Source organism: Neorhizobium sp. SHOUNA12A (genome assembly GCF_023006505.1).
In the GTDB taxonomy this organism is placed as follows: Bacteria; Pseudomonadota; Alphaproteobacteria; order Rhizobiales; family Rhizobiaceae; genus Neorhizobium.
The window spans coordinates 16,629-43,564 of the sequence record NZ_JALBGV010000050.1; the positions used below are offsets into that span (position 1 = coordinate 16,629).

General features: G+C 60.5%; 26 protein-coding genes. 14 read left to right on the forward strand and 12 right to left on the reverse strand.

Going from position 1 to position 26,936, the window contains the following annotated elements:
• Positions 1 to 2: 2 nt before the first annotated feature.
• The 3 genes from MOV63_RS20710 to trxB all read right to left on the reverse strand — a co-directional run bounded on the left by MOV63_RS20710 (position 3) and on the right by trxB (position 2,805).
• Positions 3 to 299 carry a helix-turn-helix transcriptional regulator gene (locus MOV63_RS20710; protein ID WP_038588257.1) on the reverse strand — a complete coding sequence of 99 codons (297 nt, stop codon included), beginning with the start codon at positions 297 to 299 and terminating at the stop codon, positions 3 to 5.
• Positions 300 to 918: 619 nt separating this feature from the next.
• Complete coding sequence (locus tag MOV63_RS20715; protein WP_366518582.1) at positions 919 to 1,815, reverse strand: LysR family transcriptional regulator VtlR; 897 nt, start codon at positions 1,813 to 1,815, stop codon at positions 919 to 921.
• A gap of 15 nt (positions 1,816 to 1,830) precedes the next feature.
• Positions 1,831 to 2,805 (reverse strand): thioredoxin-disulfide reductase, encoded by a 975-nt coding sequence (trxB, locus tag MOV63_RS20720; protein ID WP_038544158.1) that lies wholly within the window; start codon positions 2,803 to 2,805, stop codon positions 1,831 to 1,833.
• Between the two features lie 235 nt (positions 2,806 to 3,040).
• Between trxB and MOV63_RS20725 the strand changes: the two genes are divergently transcribed.
• Entirely contained in the window at positions 3,041 to 3,508 is a 468-nt protein-coding gene (locus tag MOV63_RS20725; RefSeq protein WP_038544156.1) for an Lrp/AsnC family transcriptional regulator, read from the forward strand.
• 27 nt (positions 3,509 to 3,535) lie between these two features.
• Here MOV63_RS20725 and MOV63_RS20730 read toward each other — a convergent pair whose 3' ends face one another.
• Positions 3,536 to 4,315: a glycosyltransferase family 25 protein gene (locus tag MOV63_RS20730; protein ID WP_247036411.1), complete on the reverse strand. Its 780-nt coding sequence runs from the start codon at positions 4,313 to 4,315 to the stop codon at positions 3,536 to 3,538.
• A 342-nt stretch (positions 4,316 to 4,657) separates the two neighbouring features.
• Here MOV63_RS20730 and MOV63_RS20735 point away from each other — a divergent pair, with 342 nt between their 5' ends.
• Positions 4,658 to 5,683, forward strand: a complete 1,026-nt coding sequence (locus tag MOV63_RS20735) for a glycosyltransferase (protein WP_247036413.1) — start codon at positions 4,658 to 4,660, stop codon at positions 5,681 to 5,683.
• On the opposite strand, the gene MOV63_RS20740 is transcribed toward MOV63_RS20735, so the two are convergent.
• Together MOV63_RS20740 and greA are read right to left on the reverse strand one after the other, a co-directional pair.
• Positions 5,667 to 6,725, reverse strand: a complete 1,059-nt coding sequence (locus MOV63_RS20740) for a glycosyltransferase family 4 protein (protein WP_247036447.1) — start codon at positions 6,723 to 6,725, stop codon at positions 5,667 to 5,669. The genes MOV63_RS20735 and MOV63_RS20740 overlap by 17 nt on opposite strands.
• Before the next feature lie 31 nt (positions 6,726 to 6,756).
• Positions 6,757 to 7,233: a transcription elongation factor GreA gene (greA, locus tag MOV63_RS20745; protein WP_038544152.1), complete on the reverse strand. Its 477-nt coding sequence runs from the start codon at positions 7,231 to 7,233 to the stop codon at positions 6,757 to 6,759.
• Positions 7,234 to 7,551: 318 nt separating this feature from the next.
• Here greA and MOV63_RS32645 point away from each other — a divergent pair, with 318 nt between their 5' ends.
• Together MOV63_RS32645 and MOV63_RS20750 are read left to right on the forward strand one after the other, a co-directional pair.
• Positions 7,552 to 7,677, forward strand: coding sequence for a hypothetical protein (locus MOV63_RS32645; protein ID WP_258719255.1), 126 nt, complete (start codon positions 7,552 to 7,554; stop codon positions 7,675 to 7,677).
• Between the two features lie 150 nt (positions 7,678 to 7,827).
• Positions 7,828 to 8,862, forward strand: a complete 1,035-nt coding sequence (locus MOV63_RS20750) for an alpha/beta hydrolase (RefSeq protein WP_247036415.1) — start codon at positions 7,828 to 7,830, stop codon at positions 8,860 to 8,862.
• Positions 8,863 to 8,868: 6 nt separating this feature from the next.
• Here the strand turns inward: MOV63_RS20750 and carB are convergent, their stop codons facing one another.
• Complete coding sequence (gene carB / locus MOV63_RS20755) at positions 8,869 to 12,354, reverse strand: carbamoyl-phosphate synthase large subunit (protein ID WP_247036417.1); 3,486 nt, start codon at positions 12,352 to 12,354, stop codon at positions 8,869 to 8,871.
• Between the two features lie 277 nt (positions 12,355 to 12,631).
• Between carB and MOV63_RS20760 the strand changes: the two genes are divergently transcribed.
• Complete coding sequence (locus MOV63_RS20760) at positions 12,632 to 13,819, forward strand: glycosyltransferase family 87 protein (RefSeq protein ID WP_247036419.1); 1,188 nt, start codon at positions 12,632 to 12,634, stop codon at positions 13,817 to 13,819.
• On the opposite strand, the gene MOV63_RS20765 is transcribed toward MOV63_RS20760, so the two are convergent.
• Positions 13,783 to 14,586: a LytTR family DNA-binding domain-containing protein gene (locus MOV63_RS20765; protein ID WP_247036421.1), complete on the reverse strand. Its 804-nt coding sequence runs from the start codon at positions 14,584 to 14,586 to the stop codon at positions 13,783 to 13,785. The genes MOV63_RS20760 and MOV63_RS20765 overlap by 37 nt on opposite strands.
• A gap of 111 nt (positions 14,587 to 14,697) precedes the next feature.
• Here MOV63_RS20765 and MOV63_RS20770 point away from each other — a divergent pair, with 111 nt between their 5' ends.
• The 3 genes from MOV63_RS20770 to MOV63_RS20780 all read left to right on the forward strand — a co-directional run bounded on the left by MOV63_RS20770 (position 14,698) and on the right by MOV63_RS20780 (position 17,540).
• Positions 14,698 to 15,180, forward strand: a complete 483-nt coding sequence (locus MOV63_RS20770) for a DUF2306 domain-containing protein (protein ID WP_247036423.1) — start codon at positions 14,698 to 14,700, stop codon at positions 15,178 to 15,180.
• A 145-nt stretch (positions 15,181 to 15,325) separates the two neighbouring features.
• The gene (locus MOV63_RS20775) at positions 15,326 to 16,537 is read left to right on the forward strand and encodes an MFS transporter (RefSeq protein WP_038544143.1); all 1,212 of its coding nucleotides are present in this window, start codon (positions 15,326 to 15,328) and stop codon (positions 16,535 to 16,537) included.
• A 94-nt stretch (positions 16,538 to 16,631) separates the two neighbouring features.
• Positions 16,632 to 17,540 carry a neutral zinc metallopeptidase gene (locus MOV63_RS20780; protein WP_151043290.1) on the forward strand — a complete coding sequence of 303 codons (909 nt, stop codon included), beginning with the start codon at positions 16,632 to 16,634 and terminating at the stop codon, positions 17,538 to 17,540.
• A 288-nt stretch (positions 17,541 to 17,828) separates the two neighbouring features.
• Here MOV63_RS20780 and MOV63_RS20785 read toward each other — a convergent pair whose 3' ends face one another.
• Positions 17,829 to 18,311 (reverse strand): SRPBCC family protein, encoded by a 483-nt coding sequence (locus MOV63_RS20785; protein ID WP_247036425.1) that lies wholly within the window; start codon positions 18,309 to 18,311, stop codon positions 17,829 to 17,831.
• 47 nt (positions 18,312 to 18,358) lie between these two features.
• On the opposite strand from MOV63_RS20785, the gene MOV63_RS20790 reads away from it, so the two are divergent.
• Entirely contained in the window at positions 18,359 to 18,682 is a 324-nt protein-coding gene (locus tag MOV63_RS20790; protein ID WP_247036427.1) for a helix-turn-helix transcriptional regulator, read from the forward strand.
• Here the strand turns inward: MOV63_RS20790 and MOV63_RS20795 are convergent.
• Positions 18,679 to 19,158: a DUF2938 domain-containing protein gene (locus tag MOV63_RS20795; protein ID WP_247036428.1), complete on the reverse strand. Its 480-nt coding sequence runs from the start codon at positions 19,156 to 19,158 to the stop codon at positions 18,679 to 18,681. The genes MOV63_RS20790 and MOV63_RS20795 overlap by 4 nt on opposite strands.
• 83 nt (positions 19,159 to 19,241) lie before the next feature.
• The gene (locus MOV63_RS20800; RefSeq protein WP_247036431.1) at positions 19,242 to 19,613 is read right to left on the reverse strand and encodes a phospholipid-binding protein; all 372 of its coding nucleotides are present in this window, start codon (positions 19,611 to 19,613) and stop codon (positions 19,242 to 19,244) included.
• A gap of 282 nt (positions 19,614 to 19,895) precedes the next feature.
• On the opposite strand from MOV63_RS20800, the gene MOV63_RS20805 reads away from it, so the two are divergent.
• The 3 genes from MOV63_RS20805 to MOV63_RS20815 all read left to right on the forward strand — a co-directional run bounded on the left by MOV63_RS20805 (position 19,896) and on the right by MOV63_RS20815 (position 23,144).
• Positions 19,896 to 21,155, forward strand: a complete 1,260-nt coding sequence (locus MOV63_RS20805) for a TCR/Tet family MFS transporter (protein ID WP_247036433.1) — start codon at positions 19,896 to 19,898, stop codon at positions 21,153 to 21,155.
• A 128-nt stretch (positions 21,156 to 21,283) separates the two neighbouring features.
• Entirely contained in the window at positions 21,284 to 22,681 is a 1,398-nt protein-coding gene (locus MOV63_RS20810) for an MATE family efflux transporter (protein WP_051899768.1), read from the forward strand.
• 58 nt (positions 22,682 to 22,739) lie between these two features.
• Positions 22,740 to 23,144, forward strand: coding sequence for a hypothetical protein (locus tag MOV63_RS20815; protein ID WP_247036435.1), 405 nt, complete (start codon positions 22,740 to 22,742; stop codon positions 23,142 to 23,144).
• Positions 23,145 to 23,156: 12 nt separating this feature from the next.
• Here MOV63_RS20815 and carA read toward each other — a convergent pair whose 3' ends face one another.
• Positions 23,157 to 24,362: a glutamine-hydrolyzing carbamoyl-phosphate synthase small subunit gene (gene carA / locus MOV63_RS20820; RefSeq protein ID WP_247036443.1), complete on the reverse strand. Its 1,206-nt coding sequence runs from the start codon at positions 24,360 to 24,362 to the stop codon at positions 23,157 to 23,159.
• Between the two features lie 324 nt (positions 24,363 to 24,686).
• Between carA and MOV63_RS20825 the strand changes: the two genes are divergently transcribed.
• A complete protein-coding gene (locus MOV63_RS20825; RefSeq protein ID WP_038544126.1) occupies positions 24,687 to 25,139 on the forward strand; it encodes a GatB/YqeY domain-containing protein in 453 nt (150 codons plus the stop codon).
• 419 nt (positions 25,140 to 25,558) lie between these two features.
• Positions 25,559 to 26,936, forward strand: a 1,378-nt coding sequence (gene dnaG / locus MOV63_RS20830; protein WP_247036445.1) for a DNA primase, incomplete at its 3' end; no start/stop codon positions are given.

Here is a 26,936-nt window from a genome sequence, read left to right on the forward strand (position 1 = left end):
GATCAGAGGGTCGATCTGAGATCGTCGAGGAAGGCCGCGATGGTTTTTTCGTCGCGGTGGTAGAATGCCCATTGGCCGACCCGGTCGATTTTGACCAGGCGAGCTTTCTCGAGCGTCGAAAGATGCGCCGAGACCGTAGATTGGGAGAGGCCGCAGCGTTTTTCGAACTGGCTGGCGCAGATGCCCATTTCGAGCGGATGCGCCTGATCGCAAAAATGACGTTCCGGCTCCTTCATCCATTCCAGGAATTCGACCCGGGTCGGATGCGCCAGCGCTTTCAGAATTTCCGTCTTGTCCATCGTCAGGATCCAACATCGGAGTTCCCCGATATATAGATCGTCTTGAGCCGATTTAAAGGAAGCAATTTGCGGAGAAGCGAAGGATTGTAAAAAAAAATGGGCCGCCGGATCGCTCCGAGGCCCAATAATTGTGAAGGTCAAAACCTCCAGAGGGGAACAGCCAGCACAAACAACCAGGAGGTCGTCATAGCGCGCCGGCTCAACTCAATATGGGGAGCCGAGTTTCGCTCGACAAGGGTGCGGATGGGATATTGAACAGAAGTTTTTGGCAAGGATGGTTATGAGTAACCAGCGGGATGAGCCAATTCAGGATTTTGGGCAAAAAAAGAGGGCCACTGGATCGCTCCAGGGCCCTATAAGTGTGAAGGTCAAAAAAAACCTCCAGAGGGGAACAGCTGCTGCGGCGGAACTGGGAGGAAAAGCCGCCATATGCATCAGCTATGTGCGATATGGTGGTTTTTTGTGCAGTGAACAATAGTCTTTTGTGCAGGCCAGCCATGCGCAAGCTGCAATGCTTTTATTTCACGCGCTCAATGGTTACATATCAGGCGGCCGCAGAAGCGTGAAACTCTCTGGATTTTAGGGATTTTTTTCGCCGAACGCAGCCCACGCGCGAGCCTCAGAAATTCCAGTTGCGAGCCTTGCCGACCACGAAGTCGCGGAAGACTTTCAGCTTCGCGGCGTTCTTCATTTCATCCGGATAGCAGAAATAGGTATCGAAGGACGGGATGTCGGCATTGATCGCCAGCTGGATAAGGCCCGGGTCGCGGCCGACGATATAATCCGGCAGGCAGGCGATTCCTATCCCCAACAGGCAGGCGCGCTTGATCGACGTCTGGCTGTTGATCTGCAGGTGCGGGGCGCGGGTATTGTCCGACGACCGGCCGGCATATTCCAGCCAGTTGACGTCGAGCAGGTAGTTCGGCGCCGGTTCCCCGAAGGTGATGATGCGATGGTGGTCGAGATCCTCGACGGATTGCGGCTCGCCATAACGGTTGATGTAGGAGGGCGCTGCATAGACGTGCATGTGCACGGTGAAGAGCTTTCGCTGGATCAGGTCGGACTGCACCGGCTGGCGAAGCCTAATGGCGCAGTCCGCATGGCGCATGTTGACGTCGACTTCCTCGTTGTCGAGGATCAGCTGGATCGACATTTCCGGATAGAGCTGCAGGAATTCCTGCACCTTGTCGGTGAGCCAGCCCTGGCCGAGACCGACGGTCGTCGTCACGCGCAGCTTGCCGGACGGCTTTTCCGTCGTCTCGGTAAGCTGCATCTTCACGGTTTCGAGCTTCAGCAGCACATCGTGGGCGGTGCGGTAGAGCAGTTCGCCCTGTTCGGTGAGAATCAGGCCGCGCGCATGGCGGTGGAAGAGCTTTACGCCGACATCCTGTTCCAGTGCGCTGACCTGACGGCTGATCGCCGACTGGGAAAGATGCAGCTTGTCGGCCGCATGGGTGAAGGATCCCGCCTCCGCCGCCGCGTGGAAAATGCGCAGTTTATCCCAGTCGAGCGGCACACCCATCGTTCAACGTCACTCCGCGGCTATGGCGACCGGCTGGATGCCGGAGAGGTAGCGTTCGGCCTCGAGCGCTGCCATGCAGCCCATGCCGGCGGCGGTGATCGCCTGGCGGAAAGTGTCGTCCGTCACGTCGCCGGCGGCAAATACGCCGGGCACATCGGTGGCGGTCGAATCGGGAGCCGTCCAGAGATAGCCGTTCGGCTTCATCTTCAGCTTGCCCTTGAAGAGTTCGGTTGCCGGCGCATGACCGATTGCCACGAAGACGCCGTGGATCGGGAAGTCCGTGACGGCACCCGTCTGGGTATTGCGCAGCTTGACGCCCTCGACGGAGGGCGGCATCGGCGCCTTGGCCGGCTTGCCGGTGATTTCGGCAATTTCGGTGTTCCACAGCACATTGACATTGACGCGCTGGGACAGGCGTTCGGTCAGAATCTTTTCCGAACGGAAACTGTCGCGGCGATGCACCACGGTCACCGACTTGGCGATATTCGACAGGTAGAGCGCTTCCTCGACGGCGGAATTGCCGCCGCCGACCACGATCACGTCCTTGTTGCGATAAAAGAAGCCGTCGCAGGTGGCGCAGGCGGAGACGCCAAAACCCTGGAACTGCTGTTCGGTTTCAATGCCGAGCCATTTTGCCTTGGCGCCGGTCGAGATGATGATCGTCTCGGCGGTCCAGACCTGGCCGGAATCGGTGCGCACCGTGAACGGGCGATGGTTCAGCTCGACTTCGGTGACGAGGTCGTTGACGATCTCGGCGCCCACATGGGTCGCCTGCTTCAGCATCTGCTCCATCAGCCAGGGGCCCTGGATCGGATCGCCGAAACCGGGATAGTTTTCGACATCCGTGGTGATCATCAACTGGCCGCCCTGTTCCATGCCGGCGATCAGAACCGGTTTCAGCATGGCGCGCGCTGCATAGATGGCGGCGGTATAGCCAGCCGGGCCGGAGCCGATGATCAGGACCTCGGTATGACGGGAGGACATGGATTATTTCCTTTCAAAGACCGGTCGACGTTTCTTTGCCCCTCATATAGGTGGTCGATGTCCGGTCTGCCGCTGTAGAAGCGCCATGTAAGATCGATCCATGCAGCAATGCAAGGGCAGCCTTGCACTAACAACAGATCAGTTGGCATGGAACACGAATGCCAGGCGCATCGAGACATATTCTTGCGTAAAATTCGTCTTGCGATAAAAGCACTGCAGAACGAAGGGGACTTCTGTGCTTCGCGCCGATCTTGATGCCATCGACATAAAAATCCTGCGGGAATTGCAACGCGACGGGCGTATGACCAATGTCGAGCTCGCCGAGCGCGTCGGCATTTCCGCGCCGCCCTGCCTGCGCCGTGTGCGCAAGCTCGAAGAGGCCGGGATTATCGAAGGCTATCACGCGCTTCTCAACGCCCCGAAACTCGGCGTCGATCTCGTCGCCTTCTGCATGGTCGGGCTGAAACGGCAGTCGGACGCGGACTTGAAGGCCTTCGCCGCGAAGGTGCAGCAATGGCCGATGGTGCGCGAGGCCTGGATGGTCAACGGCGACAGCGATTTCCTGCTGCGCTGCGCGGCCCAGAACCTCACCGTCTTCCAGGACTTCGTCATCGAAGTGCTGACCGCCGACCAGCACGTCGACACCGTCCGCACCATGCTGACCATCCGGCAGGTGAAGCATCTGGGCCTGGTCGAGATCTGAGGCGCACCGGTATGGCGAATCGCTTCGTCACTTGCTCCCGGCTGACCGAAACCGCTTTTTGTGGATGAAGGCAATCAGCTTGTCTTCCATCAAGCGCCGCTGCTTGGCGAACGCGTAGAACCATTTCCGCTTGTTGGTTTTTCTGGCGCGGCCCGAGCTCGCCAGGATTTCGCTGGCCGCATCCGTTGTCGTGACGGGCGAGGGCCAGAATGAATAACCGTGGCCGGTGCGGGTCAGCCAGTGGCGGAAATAATTGTCAACCGGGGCGAACATCTTGCCATGCTCCTCGACGAAGAGCCGGGCGCCTTCGCGCGACCAGACGATCGCACTCGTCGTCATCGGGAAGTAATGGGCTGCCACCAGTTCGCAGTCGTGGCCGCCGATGCCGTAGCGGGAAAGGGGGGTGGCGATCTTGAGTTTGTTGTTGCCGATATTGATCAGCCGCCAGTCGGGATCGACCTTTTCAAGATCCGGGAGCGCCGCTTCGAGCAGTTCGACCGGGTTGCAGAGCGGCAGTGCGTCGTCTTCCAGCACCAGAGCATAACGGGCGTTGGATTTCAGGAAATGCTCGGCGACCTTCAGGTGGCTGCGATAGCAGCCGATTTCGCCGCCGACGAGGGTGCGGCCCATGTAGCTCTGGGCCCGCTCGGCGTCGTAATCCGGGATCGTCGCGAGATCGAATTTGCGGCCGTCGACGGCGGATATCCGCTCGAAGGCGATGCCGAAGGCTGAAAGACGGTCGCTGATGGTCTGCAGGCGGTCATTGCTGCCATCCAGATTGATGACATAGGTCTCAAGCGATTGCATTTTTCCCTTTTCCGCCAAGGAGGCGCAGCGGCTTTGGTCCGCCACTTCCGCTTCCGTCGCCGGTAGACTTGTGATGATGTAACGATGTGGTCGAAACTGTTCAGACGTTGCTATATCGCGGCCGTATCGTTTTTGGAACAGCGGCGCGTTTATGCCTGATAACATCGTCGAATTGCGGGCTGAAGTCCTTCGGCAGCGCATGCGCAGCAGGCCCAACATTTCAGGGACAACCATTCGCCTACCCCTTGCGCAGGTTTTTCAACCGTAACATATAGGCGGCGCTGCCTATAGATGCTGGTTTCCGGTACAAAGCGGCGGAAACAGACAGGCGAGGCGACATCGATGCGGGTTCACCAGTATATTTTCGGCAAGGACGGCGGGGCGGAGAAGTTCTTCGTGCATCTGGTCGGCGCGCTTGCGCGGCGTGGCGTAGAGCAGACGGCCGTAATGCGCTGGAACCGCCGCTGGAAGCCGGATGTCGAGGCCCATGCCAAGGTGATCGAGAGCAATTTCCGCAACCTGTCGATCGACCGTATCCTTCTGCCGATGAAGGTGCTGTCCATGGCAAAGCGGGACAAGGCCGACGCGATCATTTCCTGGTCCACCCGCGGCGCCCGCCTGATGCCGGACTATAAGGGCGGTATCAAGCTCTCCCGTCTTGGCGACTATCCCACCCACCTCGGCTATTTCAAGAATTCCGACATTCTCGTCTGCAACACGCCGGGCATTGCCGACCATGTGCGCAATAATCTCGGCTGGACCCGCGGCGTCGAGGTGATCTCGAACTTCACGGACACGTCGGTCGTGGCGCCGATCGCGAGGTCGGTTGCCGATACGCCGGACGGTGTGCCGCTGATCATGACGATGGGCCGTTTCGTCAAACGCAAGCGGTTCCACCTGCTGATCGAGGCGATGACGGCGGTGCCGGGCGCCTATCTGTGGATCGCTGGCGACGGCGAGGAGCGGGAAGCGCTGGAAGCGGTCATGCGCGAGCACAAGATGGAGAACCGGGTGCGGTTCCTCGGCTGGCACAAGGATACGCGGCCGTATCTGGCCGCCGCCGACATCTTTATCATGCCATCCAGCCATGAGCCGCTCGGCAATGTCATTTTCGAGGCATGGGCGCAGAGCAAGCCGGTGATTTCGTCGCGCTCGGAAGGTCCGTCCTGGTTCGTGCGCGATGGTGAAAACGGCCTGCTCGTCGATATCGATGACGTGGCCGGGTATTCGCGCGCCATCAACCAGGTGATCGCCGACCCGCAGTTGGCCGCGAGCCTTGGCGAACAGGGCAGGGCGACGCTGGTCGGGCAGTTTTCGGAAGAGGCTGTGGCGAACGCCTATATCGAGCTTTTCAAGCGGAAGCCGTGATCCGGTAGATATTGCCGAGCAGCTTTGCTTCGCCCTCGATGCTGAAATTTTCAAGCGCGTGGGCGCGGGAGCGGATCGAGGCAGCCTTGCGGCGGTGCTCGTCGTCCATGAGGGCGGCGGCCGCTTCGGCCATCGCATCGACGCTGTCGCGGGCGATGATCAGGCCGGTTTCTTCCTCGCCGGTCACCAGCAGTTCCGGGAAGGCGCCGACATCGGTGGCGATTACCGGGACCGCGGTCGCCATGGCTTCCAGTGGCGTCAGCCCGAAACCTTCCCAGCGCTGCGGCGCGATGAAGAGGTCGAGGGCGCGATACCATTCGTTGATATCGGTATGCTCGCCGACAAACAGGATGCGGTCGGCAAGGCCGGCGGCGGCGACCTTCTTCTTCAACCCATCCTCGAAATCCACATGCGGGCCGGTGGCGCGGCCGGCGACGATCGCCGACCAGTCCTTGCGCTCGGCAAGCACTTTGATCATCGAACCGACGAAAAGATCGGTGCCCTTCTGGCGGCGCACGCGGCCGAAACAGCCGACAATCTTCTGTGCGGGATCGAGACCGCGGGCGCGCTTGGCCTCGGCCTTGTCCGATGGTGGTGAGAAGCGGTTGGTGTCGATGCCGTGCAGCACGACGGTGTTCCTGACCGTCAGATAATCGGCCGTCTTGCCGCTGGTGGCGATCACGCCGTCCATTTTCGAGACCAGCCATTTCGTCCAGCCGGTATGGCGGCGCTGCGAGGCTGAGGTGAAGACGATCTTCATCGGCATGCGCAACACGTCACGCATGAAAATTGCCGGCAGCATCTCGATATTACGGCGCGCATGCCAGATCCGGCACCGCCTGCCGCGCGGCGGCGACCAGAGGCGGAAGAGGTCGCGGTAGCGGATATGCGGCAGATCAGCGGGCAGGCCGGGGCCAAGCGCTGCGACCTTCTGGCCAAGCGATCTCTGGACGGGGACGAGCTGGATGATTGTCGACGTGACGCCGGAGAGGCGCCGCTTGAAATTCGGCGCGATGACTTCGACGTCACGGATATCGATGATGGCGGGATCGCCGTTTTTGCCCACGGGCGTATCAGCCCCAGGAAATGGCGAGGATGGCGTAGGCCTTGGAGCCGCCGGGAGCGACCACTTCGATGGAATCACCCTTTTCCTTGCCGATCAGCGCGCGCGCAATCGGCGAAGAGATGGAGATGCGGCCGGCCTTCACGTCGGCTTCCTGGTCGCCGACGATCTGGTAGATCTTTTCCTCGTCGGTGTCCTCGTCGACCAGCTTGACGGTGGCGCCGAACTTGATCTTCGAACCGGACATTTTCGACAGGTCGATGACTTCCGCACGCGCGGTCAGGTCTTCAAGCTCGGTGACGCGGCCTTCGTTATGGCTCTGGGCCTCCTTGGCAGCATGGTATTCTGCATTTTCCGAAAGGTCGCCATGGGCGCGCGCTTCCGCGATTGCCTCGATGATACGGGGGCGCTCCTCCTGCTGGCGCCAGCGCAGCTCCTCCTGCAGCTTGGAAAAGCCACTCTGCGTCATCGGTACCTTTTCAACCATTTCCTTGTCCTTCAGGCGTATGCCCGCGGATGCCGCGGACACAAAAAGAAACAGGTTCCGGAGCGAAACTTCGGAACCATCGTAAAATCAGAATGTAGGTCACTATAACAGGATTTCGACAGCGAGCGCTAGGAATTTCGAAACCTTGTCCGTGTGCCCCTACGTCGGCATGTGGGTACAAGCGGCACCATTTGTCAATGACTTGACGGGCGAAAAAGGAACATTTGGCGAACATTCCAATGAAGAAGTCGCCGAAAGAACGAAGGTCTTTTCCTTTCCTCTGGCATCATCCGCTCTTCCGACCACACGATGGAGGAGATGGTTCGGATCTTCGTTACGGTGCATCCGTCCTATCTGCTGCGCATTCCCGACGAGGGCAGGAAGGCGGAGGAGCTTGCCCGATTCAGGCAGGACATGAGCCGGATCAAGCGCTTGGCGGCGTGAACGGAGAGACTGATTCAGGCGGGAATTCTGCTGTACAATCGGGGCTTGGATCCGTGCGGGTGTTTTTGGAAATATTAAATTAAAGGTTGTGTCTTTTGTGGATGTTGTTCTAACTTAACTGCGATGTGAGGGGTGGTTCCGGGGGCGACAATGACCAGCACATATATAATTTCTGCGAGAAAGCGTGAGGGCACCAACTTCACCGAAGAGCCAGGGCCGATAAGGTTTCTCAAGGTTCCGAGCGGCGTCAATCATTACGATGCCAGTCATGTCATTTCCAGCAGCAAGGATTGGGTCTCCGAAGTACAGGGGCTTGCGGATGGAGACGAGAATCCAAATTCGATTGGCCCGAGTGGCGACGTGCTCATATTCATTCATGGCTATAACAATGCCATTCCCAATGTGATCGAGCGTGTCAGGCAGCTAAAGGAAGATATGAAGGCTGAAGGTTGGCGCGGTGAAATCGTCGCGTTCGACTGGCCTAGCGACAATCAGACACTGAACTATCTTGAGGACCGATGGGATGGTGCGGCCGTCGCTGCCGAGCTTGTCACCAAGGGCATCCTTTTGCTCAGCCAGGCACAGAAGGCCGGCTGTCAGACTAACGTGCACCTGATAGCCCATTCCGCAGGGTGCTATGTCACCCTTGAGGCTTTTGCGCAGGCCGAGAAGAAAGGTGAGCTCTTCAAGAGCGATTGGCGCATGGGTCAGGTAGCTTTTATCGCGGGTGACGTCTCCAGCGATAGTCTTGCTCTGTCAAGCGATTGGAGCCAGCCCATGTTTAGGCGGATCATGCGCTTTACTAATTATTCCAATCCGTTTGATTCAGTGCTCGCTGTCTCCAATGCGAAGAGACTCGGCGTTGCTCCACGCGCGGGGCGTGTTGGCTTGCCGGCCGTCGTCAATTCGAAAGCGGTGGACGTCGATTGTGGTGATTATTTCGAGGGTGTCGATCCGAAGTCGCAGCCGAGTCTCGGCTCCTGGACGCATTCCTGGCATATTGGCAATCGGCTGTTTGCCCGAGACCTCTCCATGACACTAGAAGGTGCAATTGACCGCCAGGCCATTCCAACCCGGAAAATGAAAAATGGCCGCTTGACCCTTCAAGAGGGAACACGGCCAAAGTTCCAGGGCGACTGGCATATCAAGGACGATGCGAAGACGGCGTCCGCTCGCATCGCCTGATATGGCTCAGAAATAGCTCTGCAGCGGCCGGACTTCCAGATTGCCGGCTTTCAGCGCCTTGATCGCGAGTGCCGCGGCTTCGGCGCCGGCCATGGTGGTGTAGTAAGGCACCTTCTGCATCAGCGTCGCGCGGCGCAGCGATTTGGAATCGGAGATCGCCTTGTTGCCGTCCGTGGTGTTGATGACAAGCTGGACCTGGCGGTTGCGGATCGCGTCCTCGATGTGCGGACGGCCTTCCAGCACCTTGTTGATGCGGGTGGAGGCAATGCCCTGTTCGGCAAGGAAGCGGGCGGTGCCGCCGGTTGCCAGCACCTTGAAGCCGATATCGGTCAGGATGCGGATCGCCGGGAGCACGCGGGCCTTGTCCTCGTCGCGCACGGAGACGAACACCGTGCCGTCGCGCGGCAGTTCGACACTGGCGCCGAGCTGCGACTTGGCGAAGGCGAGCGCGAAATCCGTGTCGAGGCCGATGACTTCGCCGGTCGAACGCATTTCCGGGCCGAGCAGCGTGTCGACGCCGGGGAAGCGGGCAAACGGGAAGACGGCTTCCTTGACGGCGATATGCTTCAGGGCGCGCGGATCCGGCTTGGTGCCGTAGGCGGCAAACGTCGCGTCGAGCTTTTCGCCGGCCATGACGCGGGCGGCGATCTTGGCGATCGGCGCGCCGATGGTCTTGGCGACGAAGGGCACGGTGCGCGAGGCGCGCGGGTTGACTTCCAGCACGTAGACGATGCCATCCTTGATGGCGAACTGGACGTTCATCAGGCCGACGACATGCAGCGCCTTGGCCATGGCCTTCGCCTGGCGTTCCAGCTCGTCGATCATCTCGTTGGAAAGCGTGCGTGGCGGCAGCGAGCAGGCGCTATCACCCGAATGGATGCCGGCTTCCTCGATATGCTCCATGATGCCGGCGACATAAACGTCGGTACCGTCACAGACACAATCGACGTCGACTTCGATGGCGTTGCTCAGATAGCTGTCGAACAGAAGCGGGTTCTTGCCGAGCAGTGTGTTGATCTGTCCGGTCTTGTCGTTCGGATAACGCTGCTTGATGTCTTCCGGTACCAGGCCCGGAACGGTGTCGAGCAGGTAGGTCTGCAGCATCGATTCCGAATGGATGATCTGCATGGCGCGGCCGCCGAGAACGTAGGACGGGCGCACGACCAGCGGGAAACCGATTTCGGCGGCGACCAGGCGGGCCTGTTCGACGGAATAGGCGATGCCGTTGTTCGGCTGGTTCAAATCGAGCTTCATCAGAAGCTTCTGGAAACGGTCGCGGTCTTCGGCAAGGTCGATCATGTCGGGCGCGGTGCCTAGGACCGGGATGCCGTTCTTTTCAAGCGCCTCGGCGAGCTTCAGCGGCGTCTGTCCGCCGAACTGGACGATGACGCCGACCACTTCGCCCTTTTCCTGCTCGGCGCGCAGGATTTCGATCACGTCTTCGGCCGTCAGCGGCTCGAAATAGAGGCGGTCGGACGTGTCGTAGTCGGTCGACACGGTTTCCGGGTTGCAGTTGATCATGATCGCTTCGTAGCCCGCATCCTTCAGCGCGAAGGCGGCGTGGCAGCAGCAATAATCGAACTCGATGCCCTGGCCGATGCGGTTCGGACCACCGCCGAGGATGACGACCTTCTTGGCAGTCGACACTTCTGCTTCCGAGCGCAGCTCGCCGACGAAAGGCGTCTCGTAGGTCGAGTACATGTAGGCGGTCGGCGAGGCGAATTCGGCGGCGCAGGTGTCGATGCGCTTGAAGACGGGGCGGACATTCAGGCTGTTGCGCAGTTCCGCCACTTCCTTCGGCCGCTTTTTGGTAAGGCTTGCGAGGCGAGCATCGGAGAAGCCCATCGCCTTCAGCATGCGCAGGTTCTCGGCATCCTCCGGCAGGCCGTGTTCGCGGACGCGGGCTTCCATGTCGGTAATGCCCTTGATCTGGGCGATGAACCACGGATCGATCTTGCAGGCCTCATGGACTTCGCCTTCGGTGAGGCCAAGGCGCAGCGCCTGGGCGACCATGCGCAGCCGGTCCGGGGTCGGCGTACCGATTGCGGCGCGGATGGCGTTCCTGGAGTTCTCACCGTCCTCGAAGCCGGGGATTTCGATCTCGTCGAGGCCGGTCAGGCCGGTTTCCAGGCCGCGCAGCGCCTTCTGCAGCGATTCGGCGAATGTGCGGCCGATCGCCATGACTTCGCCGACCGATTTCATCGCAGTCGTCAGGACCGGCGAGGCGCCCGGGAATTTTTCGAAGGCGAAACGCGGGATTTTCGTCACGACGTAGTCGATCGACGGTTCGAACGAGGCAGGGGTGGCGCCGCCGGTGATGTCGTTGTCGAGTTCGTCGAGCGTGTAGCCGATCGCGAGCTTGGCGGCGACCTTGGCGATCGGAAAGCCGGTGGCCTTCGAAGCCAGAGCGGACGAGCGCGAGACGCGCGGGTTCATTTCGATGACGACGAGGCGGCCGTCCTTCGGGTTGACGGCGAACTGCACGTTCGAGCCGCCGGTCTCGACGCCGATCTCGCGCAGAACCGCGATCGAGGCGTTGCGCATCATCTGGTATTCCTTGTCGGTCAGCGTCAGCGCCGGCGCGACGGTGATCGAATCGCCCGTGTGGACGCCCATCGGGTCGATGTTCTCGATCGAGCAGATGATGATGCAGTTGTCCGCCTTGTCGCGGATCACCTCCATCTCGTATTCCTTCCAGCCGAGCACCGACTCTTCGATCAGCACTTCCGTGGTCGGCGAGGCATCGAGGCCGCCGGAGACGATCTCGAAAAATTCCGAGCGGTTATAGGCGATGCCGCCGCCGGTGCCGCCCATGGTGAAGGAGGGACGGATGATGGCGGGCAAGCCGACCACGTCGATCGCCTGGGCGGCGATCGCCATGGCGTGGCTGATATAACGCTGCTTGCGGTCGGTCTCGCCGAGGTTCCACTGGTTTTCGAGCTCGTCGAGTGCCGTGTCGAGTTCGGCACCCGTCAGGCTTTCCTTGACCCGATTGCGCTCGATCTCATGGGTCTTGCGGTCGGCATCCTTGATGTCGGTGGCATTGGCCAGCATCGACTTCGGGGTTTCGAGCCCGATGCGGGACATGGCTTCCCGGAAGAGGGCACGGTCCTCGGCCATGTCGATGGCGGCCGGCTTGGCGCCGATCATCTCGACATTGTAGCGGTCGAGCACGCCCATCCGCTTCAGGGAGAGCGCGGTATTCAGCGCGGTCTGGCCGCCCATGGTCGGCAGCAGCGCATCCGGCCGCTCCTTGGCGATGATCTTGGCGACGACTTCGGGGGTGATCGGCTCGACATAGGTGGCATCCGCCAGTCCCGGGTCGGTCATGATCGTCGCCGGGTTGGAGTTGACCAGGATGACCCGGTAACCTTCCTCCTTCAGCGCCTTGCAGGCCTGGGTGCCGGAATAATCGAACTCGCATGCCTGGCCGATGACGATCGGACCCGCGCCGATGATGAGGATCGATTTCAAATCTTGGCGCTTTGGCATGGGGCATCTTTCCGCTTTTTGCCTGCGCAGAAAACCGGCACGGCGTGGAATACCACCGGTCGGGTCGCGCGAGCATGTCTTTTCAGGCTAGACGCGGCTTATAGGCAAATGTTCTAGCGAACGGAACCCCATAAATCGCCGAATTTACAGATTTGCTGTGACCGGCGTTACTGCATGCGGATACCGTTTAAGGCTTTGCATCTGCGGAAGGGAATATTCAGGCCTTTGTCGTAAAGACGGACAGGTGTTCGATCGAAGCCTTCGGATGAGCGGGATAATGAGTGCATTTACCGATTCGCGCCGCATGCTGGTACTTCTTGCCGCTTCTGCAATCCTCTGCGCCATCGTCGTTCTGGTCGTCATCCTGGCCGGCCTGACGGATGACAGCGGCCTTGCCTGGACCAATCGCGACTTTTCCAACTACTGGATCGCCTCAAGGCTTGTCCTCGAAGGCCGCGTGCAGGATCTGTTCCAGGGACAGGACATCTATTTTGCTCATATGACAGCCGCTTTCGGTGTGGATTTTCCCTGGCATGCCTGGAGCTATCCGCCACATTTCCTGCTTCTCATCTGGCCGCTCGGATTGCTTCCCTACAGGGTCTCGATGGTGGTCTTTCTGCTGGTGACGCTGCTCATCTATCTGCATGCGGCTTCGCTGATCTGCCAGCGGCGCCCTGAATGGCCGGCATTGTTTCTCCTGCCCTTCATTTCCTGCAATGCGCTGGCTGCCCAGAACGGCTTTCTGACGGCGGCGCTGCTTCTATACGGGCTTGCACTTCGCGACCGCAATCCGGTTGTCGCCGGCTTCGCGATCGGCATCCTGACCATCAAGCCTCAGCTAGGCATTCTTTTGCCCCTGTTTCTGGTCGCGGAGAAGCGGTGGCTCGTCGTGTTGTCCGCCGCGGTCATGGCGATCGCGATGGCGCTCCTGTCCGTGTGGTCCTTTGGTCTGGCGGCGTGGACGGGATATATCGAATATAACTGGCCCTATCAGACGCAGGTGATGAATGGAGGTTCGGGCATTTTCGTCAGCATGATGCTGTCGACCTTCGGTGCGCTGCGCAGTCTTGGCTATGACGCCAGCGTGGCCATGTATACGCATGCACCCGTCGCCATCATTTCGCTCGTTGTCTTTGTCGGGACGCTTTTCACCCTAAAGAGCTTGGAAAGCCGCGCGGCCAGCCTGGTCTTCGCGACGTTCCTGATGTCGCCCTATTCATTGGTCTATGACCTTGGAGCCTTGGTCGCGCTCGGCGGCCTGATCTACAAAGACGGCAGAACCAGCGAGGCGGGACGCAACGAAGACCAGCCGGGTCGAATTGTCTATATGTTGGTGGCCTTTCTTCCGTTCATCGGACCGCTTGCCGCGCTGGTGGGGTTGCCGATCGTTCCGCTGGTATTTGCCGCCGGGTGGGGCGTGCTTATTCTTCAGGACGTGAAACGGGCCCGCACGGCGTCCATATAAGTGCGGCTCACGGGGATTTCCGTGCCGTCCTTCATGATCAGCACGAGCTTGCCGCCGTCGCGTCTCAGTGTTTCGACATGGGCATCCGCCACCCAATGGGAGCGGTGCACCTGGAGGCCGGGCGTGGCCCCAAGTTCCTTCAGGGCGTCGGCAAAACGCAACAGGATCAGTTCGTGGCCACGGCTGGTGACCACGTCAGTATAGTGGTCTTCGACGGAAAGCCGCAGGAGTGCGCCGCGGTTCTGGGGTTTCAAGCGAGCGAGGATTTCGGGTTCCGATGCGGAGGAGACCGCCGGCGCCGGGACAAGCGCGGGCGGGGCGGAAGCCTCGGCGATCTGCCGGTGCATCGCCGTATAGGTCAGAAGACAGAAGAGGGCGCAGAGCGGCAGCGCGAACAGCGCCCGGTGAAAACCATCGCCCATCTCGGTCCAGTGGCCGACGAACGCGAAATCGATGGCGCCGAGTGCAAAGCCGATTGGCAGGGCTGCAACCAGCGAACCGATCATCATGCGGGCGAGCGTATGGTTGATGCGGTTGCGCAGCAGGATTTCCGCCATGATCGACAGACAGATGGCGATCGTCCAGGTGACGGCATGGACGATCAGCCAGTAACCGAGCCGGACGCCGAGCGTCATCCGCTCCAGCGTGCCGTAGGGGCCGGTGACGACAAAGATCAGGATGACGAGCGTAAAGGTCGTCCAGAAGCGCCAGGAGCGGGTGAAGAGCTGCAATTCACGAAGCGTGGAGCTCAAAAACGGGTGATTCACGAAGTTTGTCCGTCGTCTGCGCCATTCCGATTGAGGGCAAGCCAGTCATGGCGGAAACAGGCGATCAATTCAATCGCCTCCCGTTCTCGCTGATTTCGACAGGTACTTCCCATGAACCTTCAACCGCTTCTTGACGCCCCGCTTGCCGTGCAAGTCCATGTCGCGGCTGTTCTGCCCGCCGCCGTGCTCGGCGCCTATATCCTTCTCAATCGCAAGGGCACGCCGGTCCACCGCCTGCTCGGCAAGATCTGGATGGCGCTGATGGTCCTCACCTCGCTCTCCAGCTTCTTCATCCACCAGATCAACCTCGTCTACGGCTTCAGCCCGATCCATCTCCTGTCGGTCTTCGTGCTGGTCGGGGCGTGGCGGTCGATCAGCGCGGCACGCGCTCATAATATAAGAGCGCACAAGGCGACCGTTATCGGCATGTATTTCGGCGGCATCGTCATCGCCGGCCTGTTCACGCTGATCCCGGGCCGGATCATGAACACCGTGGTGTTTTCCGGCGGACCGAGCTGGATTTTACTTCTGACGCTCATCGCGATCGCCGGGATGCTTCTTCTTCAGCAGAGGCTGGCGTCGCGGCGAATTTAGGAGCTTGTATCAAGAATTTCCTCGAAGCGTACCGTTCGGCGCCTTCCTGTCATGGACAGGCCCGGCTTGCGGGATTAGAGCTGCAACCAAGACACTTGCAGCAACGGCCATCCGCGATGACGACCGCTTGCGCGGAGGAAATTCAATGGCCGATGCAACATCCAAACCCGTTTCCGCAACTGCCGCCGAAGTGACGATCCTGCCGATCATCCTGGCGGTCAGCTTCTGCCATATGATCAACGACATCATGCAGTCGATGATCTCAGCGATCTATCCGATGCTCAAAACGGATTATGCGCTCGATTTCTGGCAGATCGGCATATTGACGCTCGCCTTCCAGTGCACGGCCTCGCTGCTACAGCCGGTGATCGGCATCATCACCGACAAGAAGCCGTTCCCCTATTCGCTGCCGGTTGGCATGGGCTCGACCTTCATCGGCCTGTTCATGCTGGCGAACGCGCATTCCTATGGGGTGCTGGTGATCTCCGCCTCGCTGATCGGCATCGGCTCGGCCGTCTTCCATCCAGAATCCTCGCGTGTGGCGCGGCTCGCTTCCGGCGGCCGTTACGGGATGGCGCAGTCGGTCTTTCAGGTCGGCGGCAATTTCGGCCAGTCGATCGGCCCGTTGCTCGCAGCCTTCATCATCGTGCCGAACGGTCAGGGCAGCGTTGCCTGGTTCTCGGGAATCGCGCTGCTCGGCATTGTCGTCCTGTCGTGGGTGGCGCGCTGGTACAAGGCGCATATGCTCGCCAACCAGGGCCGCAAGCGGGTGCTGAAGGCCCATAACCTTTCAAAGCGGACGGTGACCATCTCGCTCATCGTGTTGACCATCCTGACCTTCTCCAAGAACGCATACATGGCGTCGATCAGCAGTTATTATACATTCTTCGTCATCGAGCGCTTCCAGGTGACGGTGCAGCAGTCGCAGATCATGCTGTTCATCTTCCTCGGCGCCGTCGCGCTCGGCACTGTCATCGGCGGGCTGGTCGGCGACAAGTTCGGCTCCAAGGTGGTGATCTGGTTCTCGATCCTCGGCGTGCTGCCGTTCACGCTCGCTATGCCGTTTGCCAACCTGCCGGTGACGATCGCGCTTTCGGCGATCATCGGTTTCATCATGGCCTCGTCCTTCCCGGCGATCGTGGTGATGGCGCAGGAACTGGTGCCGGGCCGGGTGGGGATGATCGCCGGCATCTTTTTCGGGATCGCCTTCGGGATCGGCGGCATCGCCGCGGCGGTGCTCGGCATCTTTGCCGACCGTTACGGCATCACCTTCGTCTACAATGTCTGCGCCTTCCTGCCGGTATTCGGATTGCTGACGGTTTTCCTGCCGGGCAAAAAGGCTCTGCGGGTCGCCTGAAGACGAATCTTCGGCTATGTGATGCGGGGACGGATCGCTTTTGCGGCCGCCAGCGTTATATCGGCCAGGATTCGGTCGAACAGGAGAGCACGACATGGAATGGAGAGGGCGCCGGCAATCGGACAATGTCGAGGACCAGCGCGGCGCTTCCATGGACGGCAGTCCGCTGGGTCGCGGCGGCCTGCGCATCCCGATCGGTGGCGGTGGCCGCCGCGGCGGAGGGCTCGGCATCGGCGGGATCATCGTCATCCTGATCATCTGCTGGATCACCGGCATCAACCCGCTCTCGCTGCTGTCAGGCGAGCTCGGCATGGACGGTTCGGGTTTCGAACAGCAGCAGACGACCGGCAACCGCACGCCGGCCAATGACGACACGACAGCGTTCGTGCGCACCGTGCTGGCGGAGACGGAAGATACCTGGAACGGCATTTTCCAGGCCAACGGTCAGCAATATCAGGAGCCGACATTGGTGCTGTTTTCCGGCAAGGTGAACTCCGCCTGCGGATTTGCGTCTTCCGCAACGGGACCCTTCTATTGCCCCGGCGACCATAAGCTTTATCTCGACACCAATTTCTTCAAGGAGCTTGAACAGCGCTTCGATGCTGCCGGTGATTTTGCCGAAGCCTATGTGATTGCCCACGAGGTCGGCCATCACGTACAGAACCTTCTCGGCATCCTGCCGAAATTCAACCAGGCCCGCCAGCGGATGAGCGAGGCCGATGCCAACCGCATGTCGGTGCGCGTCGAGCTGCAGGCCGACTGCTTTGCCGGCGTCTGGGGCAAGTTCACCCAGCAGAAGGGCATTCTCGATACCGGCGACCTCGAAGAAGCGCTGAACGCCGCCCAGCAGATCGGCGACGACACGCTGCAGAAGCGCAGCCAGGGCTATGTCGTGCCGGAAAGTTTCAACCACGGCACTTCGGCGCAGCGCGCGCGCTGGTTCAAGCGCGGGTTCGACACGGGCGACATGAAGGCCTGCGATACGTTCTCGGGGAATGTTTAGCTTCCAGACCTGTAGGAGAGGGCGGAGCCAGATCGCCCCCCTCTGCCCTGCCGGGCATCTCCCCCACAGGTGGGGAGATCGGCTGGACGCCCGCTCACCACCCTACATTGGCCGTTACATCCTTAGCCGCGGTGCTTTGAGGCAGCGAGAGTGCCTCTTGTAATCTCCCCACCTGTGGGGGAGATGCCTGGCAGGGTTGAGGGGGCATGCTGGCTCCGCCCCTCAATGATCCCGATCCTGAATGTCGTCTGCATTCGCTCACTTCGAGAGGGGAGCTAAGCCCAGTGCCTATTTATACATCCCCTCGCGCAGGTTGATGCCGTATTCCACATAGGCCTTCAAGGCGCAGAGCATCTGCGACCAGCCCTGGCAGTTGCCGTAGGAGGCAGAAAGTCCGCCGGGTGTTTCGCGCCAGCCTTCCTCGGCGATCGTCACCAGTGTGCGATCATCCTCCAGTGGCTCGAAGGTCATGGTGACCGTTGTCTTGTAGTGGGCGGGAGTGACGTTCTCCGGTCCCTGTTCGGCCGCATTGCCTTCCGTCGCGTCCCAGCGCAGCACGATCTTGCTGTTCTTCTCCACCTCGACGACTTCAACGGGAAAGGCGCCCGGGAAGTCGTGAAAATCCCAGGTGACCGTTGTGCCGGTCTCCAGCCGCCCCTTGGCGCCGCCTGTGGTGAAATAACCCGAAAGCTTTTTGGGATCGGCGACGGCCTCGAACACTTCCTCGACCGGTTTTGAAATCCGGCCGGATACCTTGAATTTCAGTTCCATGATCTTTCTCCCTTGTTTCTCCCTGCATTATGTTATAAAAACATAACATGTCAAGCAGTGAAAAAAACGACCGTATTTTCAAGGCTCTAGCAGCTCCGGTTCGCAGGGAGATTCTGGACGAGCTGAAGGACCGGCCGCAGACGACGGGCGATCTCTGTGCCCGGTTTCCGAAGCTCGACCGCTGCACCGTCATGCAGCATCTGAAAGTTCTGGAGGGGGCCGACCTGGTGCTGGTGAAGCGCGAGGGCCGGGAGCGCTGGAACCATTTGAACCCGCTGCCGATCAAGGCGATCCACGACCGCTGGATCGGCGCCTATGCGGCGCATGCCGTGGATATGCTCGACCGGATGAAGCGGGATCTGGAAGACTAGCGGATCAGCAGCGCTGTGCCGTAAAGCCCGAGCGCGAAAACGGTGTGGGCGGCGAAGTTGAGAAAGCGAACCTTGTTCGGCCTCGGCGTCTTCGAAGCGGCCCAGCCAAGGCCAAGGCCGGGCTGCATCAGAAACCAGCCGGCGCCGATGGTGACGATGCCGAGGATCCAGGCGGGAATGAAGGTGGGCGCAGCGAACCAGTTCTGCCCCATGACCAGGGCGAGGATCAGACCGTAGAGAACACCGATGGCGTAATGGCCGGCCCAGCCGAGAGCCAGTTCATGTTCGTAGGGTTCGGCTGCCGCGATGCTGTCGTGAAACACCTTTCCGCGGTGCAGGTGCCAGAACCAGCGCCCGGCCGGAGCCCAGTTGGCCTTGGGCTGGCCGAAGACCCTGTTCAGCACGATCGCCCAGAGGTCCATCAGGATGGTGGCGCCGAGCCCGATGAGAATGCCGCGCCAGAGAAGTTCGATCATGAGAGGCCGCCGGAGAGAGGGAAGTTCAATTTCAATCTCTATGAGGTCCGGTTTGGGCTGTTGAGATCCTGCAGGCTCCGAGACTAGGGAAACATCTTGTCGGCGGTGGCGGTCGCGAGCGTCTTGCCTCCGGCGTCCAGAGCATTCACCGTGAAGCGGTATTTGTGCTTGCCGGAGGGAGGGCAGGGGCCGGTATAGCTGAAGGCGCCATAGGCGAGCGATTTCTGGCCGGAATAGTCGACCTTGCCGCCGCCGTGGTTATAATCCGGAACGTTCATATCCTTCATGCGGATATCGAGCGCCTTGGTGCCGGCCGGCACGCCCGACAGCGAGATCGGCGGCGATTTCGAGTCGAAACATTTCTTTGTCGGTCCCCAATCGAAGGAGACCTTCATATCCGCCATCGCGGCGGTACACGATGCCAGGAGAAATGCGATCACCATCAATCCGCGCATGACAATCCCCCAATCGATCACGGTCAAAGCAACAGGAGGTAGACTAGGCTTTCGCGTGCATCTGTCAACGAAGGTCGCGCATAAATGGTGTATGGCCGGGCTGAGGAACTAACGTTCTGGAAGCAGAGGAGCGCCGGGTTGCATGACTATGCGTTGCGGTTGTGCCTTTCATCAAAAACTTTGAAATGTTCACGTATTGTTTCGGTTTTCCTTTACCGCTATGTAGGCAGCCCGGCGAATTGATCGTCTTTCAAGAAAACACCATTGCTAGAGAGACATTTAATGCTCGACCCGAAATTTGTCCGCCGAGGCCTTTTCCTCGTCTTCATGATCCTGTTTCTGGATATCATCGGGATCGCAATCATCATGCCGGTGCTGCCGACCTTCCTGCGCGAGCTGACCGGCGACGACATGAGTGCGGCGGCCGTCGACGGCGGCTGGCTGCTGCTTATCTATTCCGGCATGCAGTTTCTGTTTGCGCCGCTGCTCGGCAATCTCAGCGACCGTTTCGGCCGGCGGCCAATCCTGCTCGCCTCGGTCCTCACCTTCGCTCTCGACAACCTGATCTGCGCGGCCGCCACCAGTTTCTGGATGCTGTTCGTCGGTCGTGTGTTGGCCGGTATTTCCGGCGGCAGTTTTGCCACCTGCTCGGCCTATATTGCCGATATCAGCAATGAGAAAAATCGCGCCAAGAACTTTGGCCTGGTCGGGATCGCCTTCGGCGTCGGTTTCACGGTCGGGCCGGTGATCGGAGGGCTGCTCGGCGAACTCGGGCCGCGTGTGCCGTTCCTTGGCGCCGGGCTCTTGTCGCTTGCCAATTTCGTCGCTTCCTGGTTCCTGCTGCCGGAGACGCTCGACAAGGCGAACCGCCGCAAGTTCGAGTTGAAGCGCGCCAATCCGCTCGGTGCGCTGCGCCAGATGCGCCATTATCCGGGCATCGGCTGGATCATGCTGGTGATGTTCCTCTATTGGTTGGCACACGCGGTCTATCCGTCCGTCTGGTCCTTTGTGTCCACCTATCGTTACGGCTGGAGCGAGGGGCAGATCGGCCTGTCGCTCGGTCTGTTCGGTATCTGCGCCGCGTTTGTCATGGGCTTCATCCTGCCGAAACTGGTACCTGTGCTCGGCGAATGGAAGACTGCGGTGCTCGGGCTTTGTTTCTGCTGCCTCGGCCTTAGCGGTTATGCCTTCGCGTGGCAGGGGTGGATGGTCTATGCCGTCATCCTTGTGACGACGATAGAGAACATCGCCGATCCGGCGCTGCGCAGCATTGCTTCGGCCAAGGTGCCGCCGTCGGCCCAAGGGGAGCTGCAGGGCGCGATGACGAGCCTCACCAGCCTGACGACGATCGTCGGTCCGGCGATCTTCACGCAGCTGTTCAGCGCGTTCACGGGGGAGCATGCGAAAATGGAGTTCGCGGGCGCGCCATACATGATGGCGGCGATTTTCATGGCTTGTGCCATTTTGGTGTTCCTGAGCCGGATTTCACGGAAAACACAGGTGGTTGGGCGCGAAACCGAGCTCACGCATCAGATTTCTTGAAGAAACGTCCAAAAATACTGCTGAATCGCCTGTAAGTGTTGCCGCACGGATGATGCTCCTCTATAGGCTGTGTCATCCGCCGCTCGCCAGTTTCTGGAAGCGGCTTTTTTCGTCTGCGGAGGAGTGTCATGTCGAGCCTTTCCACCACCATGGCTGTGACGGTGACGGACAATTCCTGGTCCGCACATATGCGCGCGACCCTTGCGCTCGGCGTGCCGCTGGTCGGGGCGCAGCTGGCGCAGATGGCGATCAACACGACCGACGTCATCCTGGTCGGCTGGCTCGGCACGACCGAGCTCGCTTCCGTGGTGCTCGCCACGCAGATGTTCTTCCTGGTCTTCATCTTCGGCACCGGGTTCACCAGCGCCGTGGTGCCGATGGTGGCGCAGGCGCTCGGGCATGGCGATAGCCGCTCGGTGCGTCGGTCGGTTCGCATGGGGCTGTGGATCGTGCTTGCGTTCGGGGTGCTGACGGCGCCGATTCTGTGGTTCTCGGCACCCATCCTTCTGGCGCTCGGGCAGCAGCCGGATGTCGCGGCAAATGCACAGAGCTATTTGCGCATCGCCCAATGGGGCATTTTCCCGGCGCTGGGGCTGATGGCGCTTCGAAGCTTCGTCACCGGGCTCGAGAAGGGCGGCATCGTGCTTTACGTCACGATCGTGATGTTCCTCATCAATGCCAGCCTTGCCTATCTGCTGATCTTCGGTCATTTCGGTGCACCGGAAATGGGCCTGCACGGGGCGGCAATCGCTTCCGTCGCCGCCAACCTGTTCGGTTTCGTGGCCGCTCTCCTTTATGTGGAAAGCCAGCCGAAGATGCGCGCTTACGAGATCTTCGTGCGCTTCTGGCGGCCGGACTGGAGCATGGTGCGCGAGATTGTCGTGCTCGGCCTGCCGATCAGCTTCACCATTCTGGCGGAAACCAGCCTGTTTTCGGCTGCCTCCCTGCTGATGGGCATCATCGGCAAGCTGGAACTCGCAGCCCACGGCATCGCGCTGCAGCTCGCAGCGATCGCCTTCATGATCCCGCTCGGCCTGTCGCAGGTGGCGACGGTGCGCGTCGGGCTGGCCAATGGCCGCGGTGATCTTCTCGGCGTCAAGCGGGCGGCGCTTGCCGTGCTTGCGGTCAGCGTCCTGTTCACCACAATCGGCAGCGTGCTGTATGCGACGATCCCGCACTTCTTCGGCAATCTGTTCCTGGATACACGCAAGGAGGACGCCGCGACCGTGCTGAAATTGGCGGTGCCGCTGATCGTCATCGCCGGGGCTTTCCAGCTGGTCGACGGGCTACAGGTGGTTGGCGCCAGCCTGTTGCGTGGCCTCAAGGACACCAGGGTGCCAATGGTGCTGGCGCTGATCGCCTATTGGCCGATCGGTTTCGCCTGCGCCTGGGTCTTCGCGTTCCCGCTCGGGTTTCGCGGCGAAGGCGTCTGGTTTGGCTTCGTCACCGGCCTCGCAGCGGCCGCGGTTCTGCTTTGCGGCCGCTTCTGGCTGCTGGTGAGACGCCAGGCCAGAACGACCCGCTGAAGAGCCAGCGGACCGTCTTTGTTGGTCAGGCCGGTTGGAGCTCTTGTAAAACCGCCCTGTGGTAGAAGCCGACATTGGTCTCTACGCCGAGGCGTCGGCTCAACGCCTGCCTATCGATGCCTGCCTCCTCATCGGATTTTGCGACTGCGGCAATGATCGGCTGAAGAGCGTGCTCGCCTTCGAACTGGAGGATGGTGATGACGTTGAACAGTCCGGCGCTGGAAGCCTGTTCCAGGATCAGATCGTCGACGAATCCCGGCTGGGCGCGGATAACCTTATGCGTCCTGTGAACCAACGCCATGAATTCTTCGCGCCCTTCGACCGGGACCGCAAACCTGTTGACGCGAAAAATGCGTCGATTCTGTATTTCGCTCATATGAAAAACCCCTGCTCGATCTTGAACAGGGGCGTTTATGGGACCTCAACCAATGTTGAGGTCAATAGGCGGCTGCGGATTTTTTAAGGGCGCCCGAATTCAGCGCTCGGCGAGGGCAGGTTCGCCCTTCTTCTCGCGCACCATGTTGATGAAGCGACGGAAGAGATAGTGGCTGTCCTGCGGGCCGGGCGAGGCTTCCGGATGGTGCTGGACCGAGAACACCTGCTTGCCAGTGACGCGCAGGCCGCAATTGCTGCCGTCGAAGAGGGAAATGTGAGTCTCCTCAACGCCTTGCGGCAGAGACTTCGAATCGACCGCGAAGCCGTGATTCATCGAGACGATCTCGACCTTGCCGGTGGTGTGGTCCTTGACCGGGTGGTTGGCGCCGTGATGGCCCTGATGCATCTTTTCGGTCTTGGCGCCGAGCGCCAGGCCGAGCATCTGGTGGCCAAGGCAGATACCGAAGGTCGGGATATCCGTATTGATGACGTCCCTGATGACCGGCACGGCATATTCGCCGGTCGCGGCCGGGTCGCCCGGGCCGTTCGACAGGAAGATGCCATCCGGCTTCAGAGCCATGATGTCTTCCGCAGAGGTCTGGGCGGGCACCACCGTCACCTTGCAGTCGAGGCCGGCGAAAAGGCGCAGGATGTTGCGCTTCACGCCGTAGTCGACGCAGACGATATGGTATTTTGCGTCTTCCGGCTTCAGGTCGTCATACCCTTCATTCCAGACCCAGGGCTTCTGGTTCCATTGCGAGGACTGACCGGAAGTCGCTTCCTTGGCGAGGTCGAGGCCTTCGAGCCCGCTCCAGGCGCGAGCTTCGGCCTTCAGAGCCTCGATATCGAAGACGCCGTTGGGGTCATGGGCGATGACGGCGTTCGGTGCGCCGTTCTGGCGGATCCAGGCGGTGAGCGCGCGGGTGTCGATGCCCGAAAGGCCGATGATGCCGCGGGCTTTCAGCCAGCCGTCGAGATCCTTAGAGGCGCGGTAGTTGGAGGGTTCGGTGATGTCGGCCTTGAAGATGGTGCCGACCGCGCCGCGGCGAGCTGCCGGCGTCAGGTCCTCGACGTCTTCTTCGTTTGTGCCGATATTGCCGATATGCGGGAAGGTGAAGGTGACGATCTGGCCGAGATAGGAAGGGTCGGTCAGGATCTCCTGGTAACCGGTCAGCGCGGTGTTGAACACCACTTCGGCCGGCACCTTGCCGGTTGCGCCGATCCCGGTTCCTTCGATCACGGTGCCATCGGCCAGAACGAGCAATGCGGTGGGTTTCTTGGTGGTCCAGGGAGCGGTCGCGGTCATATCCATCCTTCTGCCTCACCGGTCCCGTCCCTTGAAGAGACAGGCTGCGAGGGCCATTTATGGTCGTGAGAGACGGGCGCGCGGAATCCCGGCGCAAGCCCTAACCTCTAAATCTCGTGCAGGTGCCGGAAAATAGACAAAGCAGGCGAGGTGGTCAATCTCGGCGCCGAAGAATTCCATGGGGATTATAAGCCATCGGATTCAAGGATTTGGGCGAATTGATTTGATCGCCTCCGGCCCGTCGTCTATGACAGCGGTGTGAATGCCAAGGAAAAGCCACAATTCACGACGCCTGCGCCCAGGCTTTTCCCAAGGAGAAAAATGATGTTGCGCGACAAGCTTTCGGATGCGCTCAAGGACGCCATGAGGGCCAGGGAAACCCGCCGGCTTTCGACCGTGCGGCTGATCCAGACTGCGATCAAGGATCGTGATATCGCCAATCGCGGTCTCGGCAAGGACCCGGTCAGCGACGACGATATCCTGCAGATCCTGCAGAAGATGGTGAAGCAGCGCGAGGAATCGGCGAAGATCTACGAAGACGCCGGCCGTGCCGAACTTGCAACGCAGGAGCGCGAGGAAATCGACGTCATCAAGGGTTTCATGCCCGAGCAGCTTTCGGACGAGACGGTGCAGGAATTGATCAAGGCGGCGATTGCCGAGTCGGGCGCCCAAGGCCTGCGCGACATGGGCAAAGTCATGGCGGTGCTGAAGGAAAAGCATCCGGGCCAGATGGATTTCGCCAAGGCTTCCGGCGTGGTGAAAGAGCTTTTGAAGTAGGCGGCCCTTTTGAGGCCGGTAAACGAAAGGCGGGAATCCGGTGACCGGATTCCCGCCTTTTTGCTCTTCCGGATCTTGCCGGCCGACTGCGGACTTGCCACCGGCGAGATGGTCCGGGGCGCTGCGATACACTGCGACACGCCCCGTCCGAAGAGCGAAGGAGCTGGCTTCGCAGCGCCCCGGACACACCGCCGACATTTGCGAATTCAAGGAGAGCTAAGTCCCGCCGCGGCTGTCTTGCAAATTACAAAAAGATAATTTTGCGTGCTCGCGATTTGCCTAAAATTTGCCGAATGTCGGCGCTGAAAGATGTGGCGACTCTGTCCGGGAGCAGCCTGTGAATAGCGGGCAGCAATTTCCTTGTTGGTGGCTTTCCTGAAAGCCTGCGCTTATATGGAAACTGGGCCCAAGAGGTAGAAATGCGCTTTTCCAACAGTTTTCTCGACGAGATTCGCGACCGCGTGCCGATATCGGGCGTGATCGGCCGGCGGGTGACGTGGGATCGGAAGAAGACCAACGTCTCGCGCGGCGACTACTGGGCCTGCTGCCCCTTCCATGGCGAGAAGAGCCCGAGCTTCCATTGCGAGGACCGCAAGGGCCGATACCACTGCTTCGGCTGCGGTGTCACAGGCGACCATTTCCGTTTCCTGACCGATCTCGAAGGGCAGAGTTTTCCCGAAGCGGTGCAGACTGTCGCAGATATGGCCGGCATCGCCATGCCGCAGCCGGACCCCCAGGCCGAAAAGCGCGAGAAGGAACGCACGACGCTGCTCGATGTCATGGAGCTGGCGACGCAATTTTTCCAGGACCAGCTCCAGAGCGCCGTCGGGGCGAAGGCGCGCGCCTATTTGCGCGACCGCGGGCTGACCGGCCGTACCATCGAGACCTTCCGTCTCGGTTACGCACCGGAAAGCCGCAATGCGCTGAAGGAACATCTGGCCGGCAAAGGCGTGCCGAAGGACCAGATCGAGGCTTGCGGCCTTGTCGTGCACGGGGAGGGGATCGCCGTCTCCTATGACCGCTTTCGCGATCGTGTAATGTTCCCGATCCTGTCGTCGCGGGAAAAGGTGATCGCGTTCGGCGGCCGTGCCATGGCGCCGGATGCGCCGGCGAAATATCTCAATTCCAACGAGACCGAGCTCTTCCACAAGGGGCAGGTGCTCTATAATTTTTCACGGGCACGACGGGCGCAGGGCATAGGCAAGCCCGGACAGGGCGAGGGCACGATCATCGCCGTCGAAGGTTACATGGACGTCATTGCGCTGTATCAGGCGGGCGTCGAGAATGCCGTGGCGCCGCTCGGCACGGCGCTGACCGAAAACCAGCTTGAGCTTCTCTGGCGGATGACACCGCAGCCGGTGCTCTGCTTTGACGGCGACGGCGCTGGCCTCAGGGCAGCAAGCCGTGCCGCGGATCTGGCGCTGCCGTTCCTGAAGCCGGGAAAATCGGTGCGTTTCGCGCTGCTTCCCGATGGCAAGGATCCGGACGATCTCGTTCGCCATGAAGGCCGCGCGCCCTTCGACAAGGTGCTCAACGAAGCAAAGCCGCTGGTGGAGATGATCTGGCAGCGCGAGGCGGCTTCGGCAAGCTTCGATACTCCGGAAAAGCGTGCCGAACTCGAGGCGCGGCTGAAGCAGATCGTTTCCGTCATCGCCGACGAGAATGTGCGCCGCCATTACCAGCAGGCCATCCGCGACCGGCTGAACAGCTTCTTCGCGCCGGCTCAGCGCGGCGGCAATGACCGGCGCCAGAATTTTCAGCGCGGCGGCGGTGCTGGTGGCAGGCCGGGGCAGGGTG

Bases quoted from the DNA above. Each gene is read 5' to 3' on its own strand.
- MOV63_RS20800 (WP_247036431.1), bottom strand. From the start codon at position 19,613: ATGCGCGGATTGATGGTGATCGCATTTCTCCTGGCATCGTGTACCGCC.
- trxB (WP_038544158.1), bottom strand. From the start codon at position 2,805: ATGTCCTCCCGTCATACCGAGGTCCTGATCATCGGCTCCGGCCCGGCT.
- MOV63_RS20810 (WP_051899768.1), top strand. From the start codon at position 21,284: ATGTCGAGCCTTTCCACCACCATGGCTGTGACGGTGACGGACAATTCC.
- MOV63_RS20780 (WP_151043290.1), top strand. From the start codon at position 16,632: ATGGAATGGAGAGGGCGCCGGCAATCGGACAATGTCGAGGACCAGCGC.
- carA (WP_247036443.1), bottom strand. From the start codon at position 24,362: ATGACCGCGACCGCTCCCTGGACCACCAAGAAACCCACCGCATTGCTC.
- MOV63_RS20760 (WP_247036419.1), top strand. From the start codon at position 12,632: ATGAGTGCATTTACCGATTCGCGCCGCATGCTGGTACTTCTTGCCGCT.
- MOV63_RS20735 (WP_247036413.1), top strand. From the start codon at position 4,658: ATGCGGGTTCACCAGTATATTTTCGGCAAGGACGGCGGGGCGGAGAAG.
- MOV63_RS20785 (WP_247036425.1), bottom strand. From the start codon at position 18,311: ATGGAACTGAAATTCAAGGTATCCGGCCGGATTTCAAAACCGGTCGAG.
- MOV63_RS20795 (WP_247036428.1), bottom strand. From the start codon at position 19,158: ATGATCGAACTTCTCTGGCGCGGCATTCTCATCGGGCTCGGCGCCACC.
- MOV63_RS20730 (WP_247036411.1), bottom strand. From the start codon at position 4,315: ATGCAATCGCTTGAGACCTATGTCATCAATCTGGATGGCAGCAATGAC.
- MOV63_RS20750 (WP_247036415.1), top strand. From the start codon at position 7,828: ATGACCAGCACATATATAATTTCTGCGAGAAAGCGTGAGGGCACCAAC.
- MOV63_RS20825 (WP_038544126.1), top strand. From the start codon at position 24,687: ATGTTGCGCGACAAGCTTTCGGATGCGCTCAAGGACGCCATGAGGGCC.
- MOV63_RS20790 (WP_247036427.1), top strand. From the start codon at position 18,359: ATGTCAAGCAGTGAAAAAAACGACCGTATTTTCAAGGCTCTAGCAGCT.
- MOV63_RS20775 (WP_038544143.1), top strand. From the start codon at position 15,326: ATGGCCGATGCAACATCCAAACCCGTTTCCGCAACTGCCGCCGAAGTG.
- MOV63_RS20805 (WP_247036433.1), top strand. From the start codon at position 19,896: ATGCTCGACCCGAAATTTGTCCGCCGAGGCCTTTTCCTCGTCTTCATG.
- carB (WP_247036417.1), bottom strand. From the start codon at position 12,354: ATGCCAAAGCGCCAAGATTTGAAATCGATCCTCATCATCGGCGCGGGT.
- MOV63_RS20710 (WP_038588257.1), bottom strand. From the start codon at position 299: ATGGACAAGACGGAAATTCTGAAAGCGCTGGCGCATCCGACCCGGGTC.
- MOV63_RS32645 (WP_258719255.1), top strand. From the start codon at position 7,552: ATGGTTCGGATCTTCGTTACGGTGCATCCGTCCTATCTGCTGCGCATT.
- greA (WP_038544152.1), bottom strand. From the start codon at position 7,233: ATGGTTGAAAAGGTACCGATGACGCAGAGTGGCTTTTCCAAGCTGCAG.
- MOV63_RS20770 (WP_247036423.1), top strand. From the start codon at position 14,698: ATGAACCTTCAACCGCTTCTTGACGCCCCGCTTGCCGTGCAAGTCCAT.